Below are 17,405 nucleotides of genomic sequence, written 5' to 3'. Positions count from 1 at the left end.
GTTTCCATGCGCGGGTCCGTCCGCGTGACGGGTCCGTCCTCAATCGCCGGACGGGCTTGTTTTTGGCCCGCAGTCGGAGCACCGGCGGGAGGGGGTCGGGGTCGTAGGAGGTGCGTGTTCGGACACTAAAGCGTGATTTGTGCCGCTTACGAGACCCGCACCCAGCAAACCGGTCCGCACGCGGCGTAAATCATGCCGTCCGGACATGTACCTCCGGAGGCCCCGGCACCCGCACCCCCCACCCACCGGCCCCCGCGCCGCAGGCGCGCACCGCCCCCGCCGCAGGCGGCCCCCGCCGGGAGGCGCACCGCACCCCGGACTACGACCCCTAGCCCGCAGGCAGTCGCGTCGTGAAGTCCGTGACCGCCGCGCGGACGTCCTCCGCCGTCCACTCCAGCCCCGGCTCCGTCACCGTGACCTCCGTGTAGGAGAGGCCCGGAGGGCCGGACGGTGCCGCCGCCCAGACGCGGAACAGCGCCGTCTTCGTCTCCTCCGCCTGCCGCACCGCCGCCTCGTTCAGCGCCTCCGGCGCGTACGGCAGCCAGACCTGGAACTGGTGCGTGTGCGGCGGGTCCGGGTGGACGCGGAACCAGGGCGCCGCGGACGCCGCGAAGCCCTCCGCCAGCGCCGCGGCCACCACCCGCGCGTGCGCCACGTACGACGGCAGCCGCGGCAGCTCGCGCTCCAGGCCCACCAGGGCCGACAGCGCCGCCGGGAACTGCTGGAAGAGCTGGCCCCCGTAACGGTGGCGCCAGACCCGCGCCTCCTCCACCAGCTCCCGGGGACCGGCCAGCGCCCCGCCGGAGAGTCCGTCCAGGGACTTGTAGAAGGACACGTACACGCTGTCCGCGAGACCCGCGATCTCCGCGCGCGTACGCCCGAAGTGCGGCTCGCACTCCCACAGGCGCGCGCCGTCGAAGTGCACCACCGCGTCCCGCTCGCGCGCCGCGTCCACCACCGCGACCAGTTCGTCCCAGGACGGCAGGACGAAGCCCGCGTCCCGCAGGGGCAGCTCCAGCATCAGCGTGCCGAACGGATCGGCCAGGTCCTGGATCTCCTCGGCGGTCGGCAGCCGCGGCTCGGTGGTCGGGTGGACCATACGCAGTCCGCTGACGGCCGACAGCGCACCGCCCTCGTGGACCTCGGGGTGTGCGAGCGGATGCAGTGCCACCGTCCCGTTCCCCGTGCGCCCCGCCCAGCACCGCAGCGCCACCTGCTGCGCCATCGTGCCCGTGGGGAAGAAGGCCGCGGCGGGGAAGCCGAGCAGTGAGGCCACCCGCCGCTCCAGCTCGGCGACGACCCCGTTCCCGTACAGGTCCGTCCATTCGTCCAGATCGTGGACCGATCCCGCGTCCGCCGCCAGGGCGGCGAGCCGCTCCCCGAGCCGCTGGTTCATACCGGGCCGTGTCAGCACGCGCTCGGACGCCTGCCAGGCGGCCAGCCTGCGGCGGCGCATGGTGTCCGCCGTCTTCTCGTCCGTCTTCCCGCCGTCGGCCGGTGCCTGTTCGGTCCGTTCGTTCGTTTCTTCCATGGCTCGCATCATCGCCCACGTGCCGCCGCCTGCCCACAGCCTGTGGACAGCCAAGTGGCGGGGCGGAACGCTGGCGTAGCATGGCGAGAAATCGTCCGGTACCCCCCGCGGACTGGAACGGAAGGCCCCGCCGCGTGAACCCAACACCACAGGAACCCTTCGATCCCCGGGACCGCCCCGCCCGGCTCAGCGTCGGTGTCGTGGGAGCGGGCCGGGTCGGTCCCGCGCTCGCCGCGTCCCTCCAGCTCGCCGGACACCGCCCGGTCGCCGTCTCCGGAGTCTCCGACGCGTCCGTACGGCGAGCGGCGGCCCTGCTCCCCGACATTCCGCTGGTCACCCCCGCCGAGGTCCTCGCCCGCGCCGAGCTGGTGCTGCTGACCGTTCCCGACGACGCGCTTCCGGGTCTGGTGGAGGGGCTGGCGGAGACCGGTGCCGTACGGCCGGGACAACTGCTCGTCCACACCTCGGGGCGGTACGGCGCCAAGGTGCTGGACCCGGCCCTGCGCGCCGGTGCCCTGCCGCTCGCCCTGCACCCCGTGATGACCTTCACCGGCTCCTCGGTGGACGTCCAGCGGCTGGCCGGCTGCTCCTTCGGCGTCACCGCCCCCGAGGAGCTGCGCCTGGCCGCCGAGGCCCTGGTCATCGAGATGGGCGGCGAGCCCGAGTGGATCGCCGAGGAGTCACGTCCGCTCTATCACGCGGCGCTCGCACTGGGGGCGAACCACCTGGTCACGCTGGTGGCACAGTCGATGGAGCTGCTCCGTACGGCCGGGGTCGCCGCCCCGGACCGGATGCTGGGCCCACTGCTGGGCGCGGCTCTGGACAACGCCCTGCGCTCCGGCGACTCCGCCCTGACCGGCCCCGTCGCGCGCGGTGACGCGGGCACGGTCGCCGCGCACGTCGCCGAGCTGCGCAAGCACGCCCCGGGCGCCGTCGCCGGATATCTCGCGATGGCCCGTACGACCGCGGACCGCGCCCTGACGCACGGACTGCTCAAGGCGGAGCTGGCCGAAGACCTCCTGGACGTCCTCGCCGACGGGGACAGCCTCGGAGACACCCGCGGCGGTGGCGCCCGATGACGATCGCCCTCGCCGCCACCCGCGCCGAGCTGGACCGGCTGCTCGATCAGCACACGGGCGGTCCCACCACCGTCGCGATGACCATGGGCGCGCTGCACGAGGGGCACGCGAGCCTGATACGGGCGGCCCGCGCCCACGCGGGGCCCACGGGCCTCGTCGTCGTCACCGTCTTCGTCAACCCGCTCCAGTTCGGCGCGGGGGAGGACCTCGACCGGTATCCGCGCACGCTCCAGGCCGATCTGAAGATCGCCGAGGCGGCCGGCGCCGACGCGGTGTTCGCCCCGTCCGCCGACGAGGTCTACCCCGGCGGCGCCCCTCAGGTCACGATCGCCGCGGGCCCCATGGGCGAGCGGCTCGAAGGCGCCTCACGCCCCGGCCACTTCGACGGAATGCTCACCGTCGTGGCCAAGCTGCTGCACCTCACCCGGCCCGACGCCGCCTTCTTCGGCCGCAAGGACGCCCAGCAGCTCGCGCTGATCCGCAGGATGGCCCGCGATCTGAACTTCCCGGCCGAGATCATCGGCGTACCGACGGTCCGTGAGGACGACGGTCTCGCGCTCTCCAGCCGTAACCGCTATCTCTCCCTGCCCGAGCGCCGCACCGCTCTCGCCCTCTCCCGGGCCCTCTTCGCCGCCCATGACCGTCTCGGGGCGCTGTACGCGCTGCGCGCCCGCGCCGAGTCCGCCCCCGCGCCGGGTGCCCGCGCCGCCGCGCTCTCCGCGCTCGGCGAGGCCCGGCTGGCCGCCGACGCCCATGCCGTGGCCGTCGCCGGGACATCCACCGCGCGGACCCGCCCGTACGGAGCTGACGCCGTACGGGCCGCCGCCCGCGCCGTGCTCGACGAGGCGGCCCGCGCCACCCCGCCCCTCACCCTGGACTATCTGGCCCTCGTCGATCCCGCCGACTTCACGGAGGTCCCCGACGACCACACCGGTGAGGCCATCCTCGCCGTCGCCGCGCGCGTCGGCACCACGCGGCTGATCGACAACATCCCCCTGACCTTCGGAGCCCCCAAATGACCGGAACCGGAATACGGCTGACCGCCCCCGCACCGGGCTGGGCCATCGACGCCGACGTGGTCGTGGTCGGCTCCGGTGTCGCCGGTCTCACCACGGCTCTGCGCTGCACGGCCGCCGGGCTCCGTACGGTCGTCGTCACCAAGGCCCGCCTCGACGACGGCTCCACACGCTGGGCCCAGGGCGGTATAGCGGCGGCGCTCGGCGAGGGGGACACCCCCGAGCAGCATCTCGCGGACACCCTGGTCGCGGGCGTCGGACTCTGTGACGAGGAAGCGGTCCGCACCCTGGTCACCGAGGGCCCCGCGGCCGTAGGGAGACTGATCGGCACCGGCGCGCACTTCGACACCTCCGCCACCGGTGAGCTCCAGCTCACCCGCGAGGGCGGCCACCACCGCCGCCGTATCGCCCACGCCGGAGGCGACGCGACCGGCGCCGAGATCTCCCGCGCCCTGGTCGAGGCGGTACGGACCGCCTCGCTCCGCATCGTCGAGAACGCGCTGGTGCTCGATCTGCTGACGGACGAGCACGGCCGTACGTCGGGCGTCACCCTCCATGTCATGGGCGAGGGCCAGCACGACGGCGTCGGCGCGGTCCACGCCCCCGCGGTGGTGCTGGCCACCGGCGGTATGGGCCAGGTCTTCTCCGCGACGACCAACCCGGCCGTCTCCACCGGTGACGGAGTGGCACTGGCGCTGCGCGCGGGCGCGGAGGTCTCGGATCTGGAATTCGTGCAGTTCCATCCCACGGTGCTCTTCCTCGGCGCCGGGGCCGAGGGACAGCAGCCCCTGGTCTCCGAGGCGGTACGGGGAGAGGGCGCCCATCTCGTCGACGCCGACGGCGTACGGTTCATGCTCGACCAGCACGAACTGGCCGAGCTGGCACCCCGCGACATCGTCGCCAAGGCGATCACGCGCCGGATGCGGGAGCAGGGCGCCGAGCACATGTATCTGGACGCCAGGCACTTCGGCGCGCGGATGTGGGAGAGCCGCTTCCCCACGATCCTGGCGGCCTGCCGCAGCCATGGCATAGACCCGGTCACGGAGCCGATACCGGTGGCGCCCGCCGCGCACTACGCGTCCGGCGGCGTCCGTACGGATCTGCGCGGACGCACCACGGTGCCGGGGCTGTACGCGTGCGGGGAGGTCGCCTGCACGGGAGTCCACGGCGCGAACCGGCTGGCGTCCAACTCCCTTCTGGAAGGGCTGGTGTTCGCCGAGCGGATCGCGGCGGACATCGCGACCGCGCCACGGCGCCCGGCGGAGCACCGCTCTCCTCAAGCGGGTGTCACGGGCCCGGCCCCCGCCACCAGCCTTCTGCCGCTGATCGCCCCCGAGGCCCGGACCGGAATCCAGCGGATCATGTCCAAGGGCGCGGGCGTCCTCAGATCGGCGCGGAGCCTGGGGACGGCCGGTGAGGCACTGGAGACCATCTTCCAGCGCGCCCTCCAGCCGGACACGGCCCGGTCCCAGGACATCGCCGGGTCCCAGGACGACTCCCAGGACACCGCCCCGCCCCGGAACGGCCTCGGCGGCCCCGACGGCTTCAACGGCCTCGGTGACAAGGCCGCCGTGCCCGGTGTCGAATCCTGGGAGACCTCCAACCTCCTCTGTGTCGCCCGCGTCCTGGTCGCCGCCGCGCTGGAGCGCGAGGAGACCAGGGGCAGCCACTGGCGCGAGGACCACCCCGAGCGCGACGACACCGACTGGCGCCGCCATCTCGTCGTCCGTCTGATGCCCGACCGCGGGCTGGCGATCCGGCGCACCGAAACGGCCGCCTTCCCGCCCGTCAGCCCCGCACCCGCACCCGCACCCGCCCCCGGTCCCGTGTCCACCGCCGGCCCCGCACCCGCCCGTCCCGTATCCCCACATCCCGCCGACGCCCCCAGGGAGCCGTAAACCGTGAGCACGCCCGAAGACAGTCCACGCCCCGAACCCGTGGACGTACCGCTGATCCAGATCGGTGCCCCGGCACCGGCCGCGGGAGGCTGCGGCGACGGCTGCGGCTGCTCCGGCGGCGAGGAGGGTTTCGGCCCCGCCGATCTGGAGTGCGGTCTCGACCCCGCCCTCGCCCGGCTTCTCGCCGACGCCGGTCTCGACCCCGTACTCGTCGAGGACATCGCCCATGTGGCCATCGAGGAGGACCTCGACCACGGCGTGGACGTGACCACCCTCGCGACCGTCCCCGAGGACGCCGTCGCCACCGCAGACTTCACCGCGCGCCAGGGCGGTACGGTCGCGGGCCTGAATGTGGCCGAGGCCGTTCTGTCCGTCGTCTGCACGGAGGAGTTCGCGGTGGAGCGGCATGTCGCCGACGGCGACCGCGTCGAGGCCGGGCAGAAGCTCCTCAGCGTCACCACCCGCACCCGCGATCTGCTCACCGCCGAGCGCAGCGCGCTCAATCTCCTGTGCCGGCTGTCCGGTATCGCGACCGCCACCCGCGCCTGGGCGGATGTGCTCGAAGGCACCGGCGCCAAGGTCCGCGACACCCGTAAGACCACACCGGGCCTGCGCGCGCTGGAGAAGTACGCGGTGCGCTGCGGCGGCGGTGTCAACCACCGGATGTCGCTCTCCGACGCGGCCCTGGTCAAGGACAACCACGTGGTCGCGGCGGGCGGTGTCGCCGAGGCGTTCAAGGCCGTACGGGACCGCTTCCCCGACGTGCCGATCGAGGTGGAGGCCGACACCCTGCACCAGGTGCGCGAAGTCCTGGACGCGGGCGCCGATCTGATCCTGCTGGACAACTTCACCCCGGCCGAGACGGCGGAGGCCGTGGGCATCGTCGCGGGCCGCGCGCTGCTGGAGTCGTCCGGGCGGCTCGCCCTCGACAACGCCCGTGCCTACGCCGAGACCGGCGTCGACTTCCTCGCGGTCGGGGCGCTCACCCACTCCGCCCCGATCCTCGACATCGGTCTCGATCTGCGCGAGGTCGAAGCCTGATGCTTCTCACCATCGACGTCGGCAACACCCATACCGTTCTCGGTCTGTTCGACGGCGAGGAGATCGTCGAGCACTGGCGTATCTCCACCGACGCGCGGCGTACCGCGGACGAACTCGCCGTACTGCTCCAGGGTTTGATGGGGATGCACCCGCTGCTCGGCGAGGAGCTGGGCGACGGGGTCGAGGGCATCGCGATCTGCTCGACGGTGCCCTCCGTCCTGCACGAGCTGCGCGAGGTGACCCGCCGCTACTACGGCGATGTCCCCGCCGTCCTCGTGGAGCCGGGCATCAAGACGGGTGTGCCGATCCTGATGGACAACCCCAAGGAGGTCGGCGCGGACCGCATCATCAACGCGGTCGCGGCGGTCGAGCTGTACGGCGGCCCGGCGATCGTCGTGGACTTCGGTACGGCGACGACCTTCGACGCGGTCAGTGCCCGGGGTGAGTACGCGGGTGGTGTCATCGCCCCCGGCATCGAGATCTCGGTCGAGGCGCTCGGCGTCAAGGGGGCCCAGCTCCGCAAGATCGAGCTGGCCCGCCCGCGCAGTGTGATCGGCAAGAACACGGTCGAGGCGATGCAGTCGGGCATCCTGTACGGCTTCGCGGGCCAGGTCGACGGTGTGGTGGCGCGGATGGCGCGTGAACTGGCCGAGGATCCCGGGGAGGTCACCGTGATCGCGACCGGCGGACTCGCCCCCATGGTCCTCGGTGAGGCCTCAGTGATCGACGAGCACGAGCCCTGGCTGACCCTGATCGGTCTGCGCCTGGTGTACGAACGGAACGTCTCCCGTATGTGAGCCCTGCCCGGTCCGCCATGAGCATGTGCCCTGCCCGGTCCGCCGCCCCGCTCCGACCGGGAGCGGACCGGGAGCGGACAGGGAGCGGACCAGGCGGCGGACCGGGTGTGCGGGCGTACGGGCGGCCTACCCCGTTCGGCGGGCGGGCCGCGCCAGCGGAGAGGCGTTAAACGGATTTTGTCCCTTTGGCGCGTAGTGTCGCCGCATGCCCACGCCATACGGATCCCGCGGCGGCATGGCGTTCGGTGCCGAGGAGCTGCGTGTGCTCCGACGCGCCCTCGCCGTTGCCCTTCATCCCGTCCCGCTCCCGAACGAGGACGTCCAGGCCTGCCTGCGGCTCGCCGAGTCCGTGGACGAGGCGGTACGGGAGGCGGGGAGGCTGCGGGCGTTCCTGGTGGCCGATCTCGCCCGGTACCGGGAGGCGCTCCCCGGCTCCCTCACCGGCTATCTGGAACTGCTCCAGGACGCCCTGGCGTCCGGCTACGTCCCGCTGCCGGACGATCTCGCGGCGCTGCGCGCCCTGCGCGGCAACCCGGTCGCCGCGGCCCTGCTCGACCGCTGTCAGCGGCTCGCGGAACGGTCCGTACGGGCCCGTCTCGCCGCCCGCTCCACCGTCGCCGGCGGCACGGTCGCCGCCATGACCCCCGCTCCCCGTACCCGGCTTCTGGCGCTTCCCGGGGGCCTCGCCTCCGGCGGACCGGAACGGCCCGGCAGGTCCGGGGAGTCCGGGGAGGGCGGAGAGTCCGGGGAGTCCGGGGAGCCGAACGAGCCCGAGGAGCCCGCGGACCCGAACGTCAAGGAGCCCGGGAAGGAGCCCGGCGAGCCGAAGGAGCCCCGGAAGAAGCCGGGACCGCGGCAGCCGCCCGCCCCCGGCCGGCCGATGCCCAAGCCGTCCGAGGTCTTCCCGCCCCGCCGCCGTCCCGCGCCCCCGCCGGAGGAGCTGGCCGCCGGATAGCTACTCTGGACGGCATGGACTACGTATCCGCGCTCGTACCGCCCGTGGTGATGGCCGCCTTCTTCATCGGCCTGGTCGTGACGATCGTCAAGAGCCAGGGCGGCCCCAACAAGGCCAAGGAGGACGCGGCGGTCGACGCGGTCCTCGCCCGCGCCGAGTCCGCCCAGCAGCAGGGCCGCACCCCCGGCACCCCGGGCGCCGACGGCGTCTGAACCGCGAGCGCGGACGGCGTGCGAGCCGTCTGCGGGGAGCGCCTCCGGCGCCCCACGCGCACTTCACCGTATGACCTGGACGTACGACTGATTCCCAGTCGTACGTCCTTTTTGTTACGTCAATAACCGGCCATTCGGACATCTCGCACTATGGTGAAGGCGTGCCCCGTCAATTGGGAGACCTGGAAGACGCCGTCATGACACGCGTCTGGCAATGGAACCGTCCGGTCACCGTCCGGGAAGTCCTCGAAGACCTTCAGCGGGAACGGTCCATCGCCTACACCACCGTCATGACCGTAATGGACAATCTCCATCAGAAGGGCTGGGTACGCAGGGAAGTCGAGGGCCGCGCCTATCGATATACAGCGGTCTCCACCCGTGCCGCGTACGCGGCGGCGTTGATGAACGAGGCGTGGTCGAAGAGTGACAACCCGGCGGCGGCACTGGTCGCCTTCTTCGGCATGATGTCGTCCGAGCAGCGGCAGTCACTTCAGGACGCCGTCCGTATGGTCCGGGCCGACGGTCCGGAAGGTGACCCCGCGGAAGGTGCCGGGACTGAGGGCGCCGAGGGGCCCCCGGGGGCGGGGCGATAGCGTCCGGTCATGCTCACAGCCCTTCCGCTTCCCAATGCCGAAGCAAATGCCATCACCGTCCGGCGGGCCAGGACCAGGGATGTACCGGCTGTCCGCCGTCTCGTCGACCCTTACGTGAGCGAAGGCATCCTGCTCGACAAAGCGCCGGTGACGCTTTACGAGGACATCCAGGAGTTCTGGGTCGCGGAACGCGACGAGGACGCGAGTGTCATCGGCTGCGGTGCCTTGCATGTGATGTGGGAAGACCTCGCCGAAGTACGCACACTCGCCGTGGATCCCGTGGTCAGGGGTGCGGGAGTAGGGCATCAACTACTTGACAAGCTGCTGGAGACGGCCCGCTGGCTCGGAGTGCGCCGGGTATTCTGCCTCACCTTCGAAGTCGAGTTCTTCGCGAAGCGCGGCTTCGTGGAGATCGGTGAGACACCGGTGGACGGAGATGTCTACCGAGAGCTGCTGCGTTCCTATGACGAGGGCGTTGCCGAGTTCCTCGGTCTCGAACGGGTGAAGCCGAACACCTTGGGCAACAGCCGGATGCTTCTGCACCTGTGATCGCCCGGACTCCTGTGCCGATCCCTATGTCCGAATCGCGCACGTTTCCCGTCTTCTTGCGCGGCTGAACCTCTGCCGGGGGTTTGTGTTTTCCTGAGAAAAGCGGTTTCCTTTCCGCGTACTGCATTTTCGATGAAAGGAAATCCGGTGGCACAGAAGGTTCAGGTCCTTCTTGTCGATGACCTCGACGGCGGCGAGGCGGACGAGACGGTGACGTTCGCTCTGGACGGGAAGACCTACGAGATCGACCTCACGACAGCCAATGCGGACAAGCTGCGTGGGCTCCTCGATCCGTACACCAAGGGTGGCCGGCGTACCGGTGGCCGCGCCGCGGCCAGCCGCGGCAAGGGCCGTGTCGCCACGGGCGGGAACAAGGACACCGCGGAAATCCGCAAGTGGGCGAAGGAGAACGGCTACAGCGTCAACGACCGCGGCCGTGTTCCCGCCGAGATCCGCGAAGCCTACGAGAAGGCCAACGGCTGAGTATTCGTACGAAGCGTATTTCCGCGCGAAGTGCGCGACAACCGGGCCCGGTGGCACTCAGTCGCCGCCGCGTCCACGAGCCGTACGAGATCGGGGGCACCCCCACCACTGCCCCCGTTGCCGCCCCGCCCGCACAGAGCGAGCGCCGGCAGTGTCGACTCCGTCTCGAGTCCGGGCTCGGGGGGCCGCAACCACACAGCGGCCCCCTGTGCGCTGGGACCGGGCCACCGCGGTGGCGCGGGGGCGGTGATCCGCCCGCCGACGCCGAGAGCGGTCAGCCCCAGGGCGATCCCGCCCCACTCCAGCCAGTCGAGCAGTCCCGGCAGCTCGTCCGCGCTTCCCGCGGCCACCAGCACTCCCATGCGCCCGCCGAGCAGCGCCACCGGCCCCGTCGGGCCGATCCTCCGCAGTACGGCCGCCCCCGCGTCCGCGGGCAGCTCCAGCACATCGAAGCGGAGCCCGGTCGGCAGCAGCACCGGCGGCCCGGCCTCCGCCGCCCAGCCCAGTTCGTCCTCGTACCACCGCGCATGACCGCCGTCGTACGGACCGTCAACGCCGGGACGGGGTACGCCCGGCCCGTGTTCGAGCGGGCCGCGAGGGGGCGGGACACTGAAGGCCATGACCGGAGCAACTCCCGAGCCGTGCCCGGAGTTACGCTACGTCGGCGCCTCTTTGCACAGCGTGTCCAATGCGGGGGCGTGCGGGCGCATTCAAGAGCGCAAGGGTGTTCGCCCGTAGCGGAGGGAACGGGGGTGCGCCGCATGGACTGTCACTGCTTACGGGTAAGACATTCCTAGTGGGAAGGGGCGACACGCGGTCCCGGGCGTCTCGCGTTCGCCATCGGCGTACTGATGGCGAGGGTATCTGCCTGGCCTGCGGGAACATCGTCTCGCACCATCGGGTTGGAGCTGTTGTCCGGTGTTCGGGGCTGGGAGCCTGGGACAGGTAGTCGGCAGTTGGAATGAGCGGTCCCCGCTTGCGGGACTAAGCTGCGGAAGGACAGGGAGGGGACCGACCCCTTTACTGCCTGACCGCTCTGAGGAGCGATTAACGATGTTCGAGAGGTTCACCGACCGCGCGCGGCGGGTTGTCGTCCTGGCTCAGGAAGAAGCCCGGATGCTCAACCACAACTACATCGGCACCGAGCACATCCTCCTGGGCCTTATCCACGAGGGTGAGGGTGTCGCCGCTAAGGCCCTGGAGAGCCTCGGGATTTCGCTCGAGGCGGTCCGCCAGCAGGTGGAGGAGATCATCGGCCAGGGGCAGCAGGCCCCGTCGGGCCACATCCCCTTCACCCCCCGTGCGAAGAAGGTCCTGGAGCTTTCGCTCCGTGAGGCTCTTCAGCTCGGCCACAACTACATCGGTACGGAGCACATCCTGCTCGGCCTGATCCGCGAGGGCGAGGGCGTCGCCGCCCAGGTCCTCGTGAAGCTGGGCGCCGATCTCAACCGGGTGCGGCAGCAGGTCATCCAGCTGCTCTCCGGCTACCAGGGCAAGGAGGCCGCCACAGCGGGCGGTCCTGCCGAGGGCACGCCCTCCACGTCCCTGGTCCTCGACCAGTTCGGCCGGAATCTCACCCAGGCCGCTCGTGAGTCCAAGCTCGACCCGGTCATCGGGCGCGAGAAGGAGATCGAGCGGGTCATGCAGGTGCTGTCCCGCCGTACCAAGAACAACCCGGTCCTCATCGGCGAGCCCGGCGTCGGCAAGACGGCGGTCGTCGAGGGACTGGCGCAGGCCATCGTCAAGGGCGAGGTGCCCGAGACCCTCAAGGACAAGCACCTCTACACCCTCGACCTCGGCGCGCTCGTCGCGGGCTCCCGCTACCGCGGTGACTTCGAGGAGCGTCTGAAGAAGGTCCTCAAGGAGATCCGCACCCGCGGCGACATCATCCTGTTCATCGACGAGCTGCACACCCTGGTGGGTGCCGGCGCCGCCGAGGGCGCGATCGACGCCGCGAGCATCCTCAAGCCGATGCTGGCCCGTGGTGAGCTGCAGACCATCGGTGCGACGACGCTCGACGAGTACCGCAAGCACCTGGAGAAGGACGCGGCCCTGGAGCGCCGCTTCCAGCCCATCCAGGTCGCGGAGCCGTCGCTGCCGCACACGATCGAGATCCTCAAGGGCCTGCGCGACCGTTACGAGGCGCACCACCGCGTGTCCATCACGGACTCCGCGCTGGTCGCCGCCGCGACGCTCGCCGACCGCTACATCTCGGACCGCTTCCTGCCGGACAAGGCGATCGACCTGATCGACGAGGCCGGCTCCCGGATGCGTATCCGCCGGATGACCGCGCCGCCGGACCTCCGCGAGTTCGACGAGAAGATCGCGGGTGTCCGCCGCGACAAGGAGTCCGCGATCGACTCCCAGGACTTCGAGAAGGCCGCCTCTCTCCGTGACAAGGAGAAGCAGCTCCTGGCCGCGAAGACCAAGCGGGAGAAGGAGTGGAAGGCCGGCGACATGGATGTCGTCGCCGAGGTGGACGAGGAGCTGATCGCCGAGGTCCTGGCGACGGCGACGGGTATCCCGGTCTTCAAGCTCACCGAGGAGGAGTCCTCGCGCCTGCTCCGTATGGAGGACGAGCTGCACAAGCGCGTCATCGGGCAGAAGGACGCCATCAAGGCGCTCTCGCAGGCCATCCGCCGTACGCGAGCGGGTCTGAAGGACCCCAAGCGCCCCGGTGGTTCGTTCATCTTCGCCGGTCCGTCCGGTGTCGGTAAGACCGAGCTGTCCAAGACGCTCGCCGAATTCCTCTTCGGTGACGAGGACGCGCTGATCGCTCTCGACATGTCGGAGTTCAGCGAGAAGCACACGGTGTCGCGGCTCTTCGGTTCTCCCCCCGGATACGTGGGTTACGAAGAGGGCGGCCAGCTCACCGAGAAGGTGCGCAGGAAGCCGTTCTCCGTCGTCCTCTTCGACGAGGTCGAGAAGGCCCACCCCGATATCTTCAATTCCCTTCTGCAGATCCTGGAGGACGGTCGGCTGACCGACTCCCAGGGCCGGGTCGTGGACTTCAAGAACACGGTCATCATCATGACGACCAACCTCGGGACGCGGGACATCTCCAAGGGGTTCAACCTGGGCTTCGCGGCCCAGGGCGACACCAAGACCAACTACGAGCGGATGAAGAACAAGGTCAATGAAGAGCTGAAGCAGCACTTCCGGCCCGAGTTCCTCAACCGCGTCGATGACACGGTCGTCTTCCACCAGCTCACCGAGGAAGACATCATCCAGATTGTCGACCTCATGGTCGCCAAGGTGGACGAGCGTCTGAAGGACCGGGACATGGGCCTTGAGCTCAGCCCGTCCGCCAAGTCGCTGCTCGCCAAGAAGGGTTACGACCCGGTCCTGGGCGCCCGGCCGCTGCGCCGGACGATCCAGCGCGAGATCGAGGACATCCTCTCCGAGAAGATCCTCTTCGGAGAGCTGCGTCCCGGTCATATCGTGGTCGTGGACACCGAGGGCGAGGGTGAGGCGAAGGCCTTCACCTTCCGCGGCGAGGAGAAGTCGCCTCTGCCGGACGTTCCTCCGATCGAGCAGGCGGCGGGCGGCGGTCCGAACCTGACGAAGGAAGCCTGAGGTTCGTCTGCGCCACGGGCTGAGTGACTGAAGGGGCTGCCCCGGACCGTTTCCCACGGTCCGGGGCAGCCCCTTGTGCTGTGCGGGCGCCCCGGGGGCGGGTCGGCGGCGCGCCCTGGCGAACCGGGCCCTTGGTCCTGAATCGGACGGCCCTTCGGCCCGGTGGCCGTGATGTGCCGCACAGCCGATTCCGGTCCTACGAGCCGGGATAGTGGCGGCGGTGGGCATCGGGCGGGACTTTCGGCCCGGTGCCGGGCGGGTCCTTCGGCGGTCCGGTGCGGTCGGCCCATCCGGTCAGATGAGATGCCGGTTTTCGCCCCGTTTCACCTGCGGCTAAACATGTTTATATCGGCACATAAAGGCACGTCTTGCTTGGGGGTGGTGGGTGGCCGGGCGAGGGATCGGCCGGGGCGTTTCTACGTAGAGATGTCGTAGATGGGGTGTTTTGGGATGCGAGGGGGTCCGGGTTACCAAGGTGTGGTCAGCCCGGCGCGCAGGTGCCGGGTCCCTTGATGCCCGGAGGTTCCCCGAATGTCGCAGCGCAAGCTGTCCCGTCTCGCCCGCCCGTCCGTCCTTCGTACCCGTGCCGGTGTCCTGGCTGCCGGACTCGGAGTGTCGTTGGCGGCCGGAACCGGGGCGGCGTTCGCCGCGACCGGCGGCGAAGCCCCCGCCGCTCCGGCCGCCTCCACGGCCGCCGTCCAGCACCAGGCCACCGTGCAGGCCAAGACGGCCTCCAAGGCCGTCGCCAAGGCCGGCGACGCGAAGGCGAAGGAGTCGAAGGCCGCGGCGAACGCCAGGACGGCCGCCTCCTGGATCGATCCGGTCGTCAAGTACACACTGAGCGCGAGTTTCGGCCGCGGCGGCAATATGTGGGCCGCGAAGCACTCCGGCCAGGACTTCGCCGTACCGATCGGCACCGCGGTCCACTCCGTCCACGGCGGCACGGTCGTCAAGGCCGGCTCCTACGGCGCCGGTGACGGTCCCGCGTACGGCAACGCGATAGTGATCAAGCACGCGAACGGTACGTACTCCCAGTACGCGCATCTCTCGAAGATCAAGGTCTTTGTGGGCCAGTACGTGAAGACGGGCCAGCTGATCGGTCTGTCCGGCAATACCGGCAACTCCACCGGCCCGCACCTGCACTTCGAGATCCGTACGACCCCGAACTACGGCTCGGCCGTCAACCCCGTGAACTTCCTGCGTTCGGTGGGCGTCAAGGTGTGACCTGGGGCCATGGGCCGGTCCGTGTCATGGATCGACCCGCGTTACGGATTGACCCGATGGGCCCGGCTGATCAGTTCGGTGGAGACCTCGAGGATGGCTTGACGCTTCTCCTCGGGGTCTCCTTCGACTTCCCGGAGGGCGAACTGGCCGGTGTGCATGGTGAAGAGCGCGCTGATGCAGCGGACCCGGTCCGTCAGGGACGCCTCGGGGTCCTGGATCAGATCCATCAGGTCGATCATGCGGCTCTTGAACGTCTCGCCGATGCTGAGATCGCGCACCGTCGCCTGGTTCTCCTGCATGAACCGGAAGATCGGTGTCGCCTGTGCCAGCGCGTCGCTGTAGCGGCGCAGGATCTGCTGCTTGGTCTCCAGTGTGTGCGGCTGGGTCCGGCCCCAGGCGATCAGCTCGTCGATCGGGCGGGTCAGATCCTGGAAGAGGCTGATCAGGATGTCTTCCTTGGTCTTGAAGTGGTAGTACAGCGCGGCCTTGGTGACATCCAGCCGCTCGGCGATCTCCCGCAGTGAGGTCTTCTCGTACCCCTGCTCGGCGAAGAGCTCCAGCGCGACGTCCTGGATGCGCTGACGGGTGTTACCCCGCCGCGGGTGCTGTGTGCTGCCCATGGTGCTCTCCCGACGATTGGCTTACTTGACGCCCGGCAAGTAAGGGGTCTACCTTCCCCAGTGTAGTCAGCTTGCCGGGCGGCAAGTAAGTGTCAGGGGAGTGCAGGGGAGTGGGGAACATGAGTCGGACCGGGAAACAGACAGGGAAGGGCACGCCGACCGACGGTGTCGAAACGGCGCCGAAGCCCGACGGGGCGGCCAAGGACGGGCCTCAGCCGCGCAGTGTGCGTGTGGTCCTGCTCGCGCTGATGATCGCGATGCTGCTGGCCATGCTGGACAACATGATCGTCGGTACGGCGATGCCGACCATCGTCGGTGAGCTGGGCGGGCTGGAGCATCTGTCCTGGGTGGTCACCGCGTACACCCTGGCGACCGCCGCCTCCACCCCGATCTGGGGCAAGCTCGGCGACATGTACGGACGCAAGGGCGTCTTCCTCGCCTCGATCGTGATCTTCCTGATCGGATCCGTGCTGAGCGGTATGGCCCAGGACATGGGGCAGCTCATCGGTTTCCGCGCCGTCCAGGGCCTGGGCGCCGGCGGTCTGATGGTCGGTGTCATGGCGATCATCGGCGATCTGATACCGCCCCGGGAGCGGGGCAAGTACCAGGGGATGATGGCCGGTGTGATGGCGCTCGCCATGATCGGCGGACCGCTGGTCGGCGGCACCATCACCGACCATCTCGGCTGGCGCTGGAGCTTCTACATCAATCTGCCGCTGGGCGCGGTGGCGCTGGTGATGATCACCGCCGTACTGCATCTGCCCGCCAAGGACCGGTCGCGGGTCAAGGTCGACTATCTCGGCGCCGCGCTGCTGACCGTCGGCATCACCTCGATCGTGCTGGTGACCACCTGGGGCGGTACGGAGTACGCCTGGGGCTCGGCCATGATCATGGAACTGATCGCGATCGGGGTCGTCTCGCTCGTCGGCTTCGTCGTCGTGCAGACCAAGGTCGCGGAGCCGATCATGCCGCTGCACATCTTCCGCAGCCGCAACTTCACCCTGATGTCGGTGATCGGGTTCCTGACCGGCTTCGTGATGTTCGGCGCGGTGCTCTTCCTGCCGCTGTTCCAGCAGTCCGTCCAGGGCGCCTCGGCCACCAACTCCGGACTGCTGCTCCTGCCCATGCTGCTGTCGATGATGCTCGTCTCGCTCATCGCGGGCCGGGTCACCACCAGCAGCGGCAAGTACAAGATCTTCCCGATCATGGGCGGCGGGCTGATGACCGTCGGGCTGTTCCTGCTCGCGCAGATGGACACCGGCACCTCGCGGCTGACCTCGGGTGTCTATATGGCCGTCCTCGGCGCCGGCATGGGCTTCCTGATGCAGATCACCATGCTGGTCGCGCAGAACAGCGTCGAGCTCAAGGACATGGGCGTGGCCTCCTCCGCGACCACCCTCTTCCGTACGCTCGGCAGCTCCTTCGGCGTCGCCATCATGGGCGCGCTGTTCACCAGCCGGGTGCAGGACGAGATGGCCGGCGCGGGCGGGGCGGGCGCCACCCAGCAGTCCGCGCAGCTCGACGCGGCGAGCCTGGCGAAGCTGCCGGACGCGGTGCGCGAGGCGTACCAGGTCGCGGTCTCGTCCGGTACGCACGCCGCCTTCACGCTCGGTGCGGCGGTCGCGGTGATCGGATTCGTCGCGGCCTTCTTCGTCAAGGAGGTCCCGCTGCGGGGCGCCGGACCGGCGCCCGCCGAAACGGCCGCGGTGCCGGCCGGCAAGGTTCCGCAGTCCGCCTGATCCCCTCCCCGTCTCCGTGGCCCGACGGCCCCGGTCCGACGGCCCGACGGCCCCCGGCGCACCCGCGCCGGGGGCCGTCGCCGATTCCCGTC

At 70.2% G+C, this 17,405-nt stretch carries 16 protein-coding genes; 13 read left to right on the top strand and 3 right to left on the bottom strand.

Annotated elements, in window-relative coordinates; all coding sequences use genetic code 11:
• Positions 1–328: 328 nt before the first annotated feature.
• Positions 329–1,531 carry a threonine aldolase family protein gene (locus OG214_RS17000; RefSeq protein WP_405985192.1) on the bottom strand — a complete coding sequence of 401 codons (1,203 nt, stop codon included), beginning with the start codon at positions 1,529–1,531 and terminating at the stop codon, positions 329–331.
• Between the two features lie 134 nt (positions 1,532–1,665).
• Here OG214_RS17000 and OG214_RS16995 point away from each other — a divergent pair, with 134 nt between their 5' ends.
• The 10 genes from OG214_RS16995 (at position 1,666) to OG214_RS16950 (ending at position 10,154) form a co-directional block, all read left to right on the top strand.
• Positions 1,666–2,610 (top strand): DUF2520 domain-containing protein, encoded by a 945-nt coding sequence (locus OG214_RS16995; RefSeq protein ID WP_363081683.1) that lies wholly within the window; start codon positions 1,666–1,668, stop codon positions 2,608–2,610.
• On the top strand, positions 2,607–3,629 hold the full coding sequence (gene panC / locus OG214_RS16990; RefSeq protein ID WP_405985191.1) for a pantoate--beta-alanine ligase: 1,023 nt from the start codon (positions 2,607–2,609) through the stop codon (positions 3,627–3,629). The genes OG214_RS16995 and panC overlap by 4 nt, the downstream gene beginning before the upstream one ends.
• Positions 3,626–5,524 carry an L-aspartate oxidase gene (locus tag OG214_RS16985; protein WP_405985190.1) on the top strand — a complete coding sequence of 633 codons (1,899 nt, stop codon included), beginning with the start codon at positions 3,626–3,628 and terminating at the stop codon, positions 5,522–5,524. The genes panC and OG214_RS16985 overlap by 4 nt, the downstream gene beginning before the upstream one ends.
• Positions 5,525–5,527: 3 nt before the next feature.
• Positions 5,528–6,565, top strand: a complete 1,038-nt coding sequence (gene nadC, locus OG214_RS16980) for a carboxylating nicotinate-nucleotide diphosphorylase (protein WP_405985189.1) — start codon at positions 5,528–5,530, stop codon at positions 6,563–6,565.
• Positions 6,565–7,362: a type III pantothenate kinase gene (locus tag OG214_RS16975; protein ID WP_382863084.1), complete on the top strand. Its 798-nt coding sequence runs from the start codon at positions 6,565–6,567 to the stop codon at positions 7,360–7,362. Before nadC ends, OG214_RS16975 begins: the two co-directional genes overlap by 1 nt.
• Positions 7,363–7,597: 235 nt before the next feature.
• Positions 7,598–8,317: a hypothetical protein gene (locus OG214_RS16970; RefSeq protein ID WP_363082720.1), complete on the top strand. Its 720-nt coding sequence runs from the start codon at positions 7,598–7,600 to the stop codon at positions 8,315–8,317.
• Positions 8,318–8,331: 14 nt separating this feature from the next.
• Positions 8,332–8,529 (top strand): hypothetical protein, encoded by a 198-nt coding sequence (locus OG214_RS16965; RefSeq protein ID WP_365906436.1) that lies wholly within the window; start codon positions 8,332–8,334, stop codon positions 8,527–8,529.
• A 161-nt stretch (positions 8,530–8,690) separates the two neighbouring features.
• Positions 8,691–9,122 carry a BlaI/MecI/CopY family transcriptional regulator gene (locus tag OG214_RS16960; protein ID WP_405985188.1) on the top strand — a complete coding sequence of 144 codons (432 nt, stop codon included), beginning with the start codon at positions 8,691–8,693 and terminating at the stop codon, positions 9,120–9,122.
• A gap of 9 nt (positions 9,123–9,131) precedes the next feature.
• The gene (locus OG214_RS16955) at positions 9,132–9,671 is read left to right on the top strand and encodes an amino-acid N-acetyltransferase (RefSeq protein ID WP_363082710.1); all 540 of its coding nucleotides are present in this window, start codon (positions 9,132–9,134) and stop codon (positions 9,669–9,671) included.
• 147 nt (positions 9,672–9,818) lie between these two features.
• Positions 9,819–10,154 carry an Lsr2 family protein gene (locus tag OG214_RS16950; RefSeq protein WP_066953721.1) on the top strand — a complete coding sequence of 112 codons (336 nt, stop codon included), beginning with the start codon at positions 9,819–9,821 and terminating at the stop codon, positions 10,152–10,154.
• Here the strand turns inward: OG214_RS16950 and OG214_RS16945 are convergent.
• Positions 10,133–10,774: an SCO3374 family protein gene (locus OG214_RS16945; RefSeq protein WP_405985187.1), complete on the bottom strand. Its 642-nt coding sequence runs from the start codon at positions 10,772–10,774 to the stop codon at positions 10,133–10,135. The two genes, OG214_RS16950 and OG214_RS16945, sit on opposite strands and share 22 nt — an antisense overlap.
• A gap of 433 nt (positions 10,775–11,207) precedes the next feature.
• Here OG214_RS16945 and OG214_RS16940 point away from each other — a divergent pair, with 433 nt between their 5' ends.
• Both OG214_RS16940 and OG214_RS16935 read left to right on the top strand, forming a co-directional pair.
• Complete coding sequence (locus OG214_RS16940) at positions 11,208–13,730, top strand: ATP-dependent Clp protease ATP-binding subunit (protein WP_066953718.1); 2,523 nt, start codon at positions 11,208–11,210, stop codon at positions 13,728–13,730.
• Positions 13,731–14,261: 531 nt separating this feature from the next.
• Entirely contained in the window at positions 14,262–14,954 is a 693-nt protein-coding gene (locus OG214_RS16935; RefSeq protein WP_363082712.1) for a M23 family metallopeptidase, read from the top strand.
• 41 nt (positions 14,955–14,995) lie between these two features.
• Here the strand turns inward: OG214_RS16935 and OG214_RS16930 are convergent, their stop codons facing one another.
• A complete protein-coding gene (locus OG214_RS16930; protein WP_363082713.1) occupies positions 14,996–15,574 on the bottom strand; it encodes a helix-turn-helix domain-containing protein in 579 nt (192 codons plus the stop codon).
• Positions 15,575–15,693: 119 nt separating this feature from the next.
• Here OG214_RS16930 and OG214_RS16925 point away from each other — a divergent pair, with 119 nt between their 5' ends.
• A complete protein-coding gene (locus tag OG214_RS16925; protein WP_363082714.1) occupies positions 15,694–17,313 on the top strand; it encodes an MDR family MFS transporter in 1,620 nt (539 codons plus the stop codon).
• The last annotated feature ends 92 nt before the right edge of the window (positions 17,314–17,405 follow it).

Origin of the sequence: Streptomyces sp. NBC_00872, from assembly GCF_045161915.1 — a bacterium.
Lineage (GTDB): Bacteria > Actinomycetota > Actinomycetes > Streptomycetales > Streptomycetaceae > Streptomyces.
This window is presented reverse-complemented; position numbering and strand designations above follow the sequence as displayed.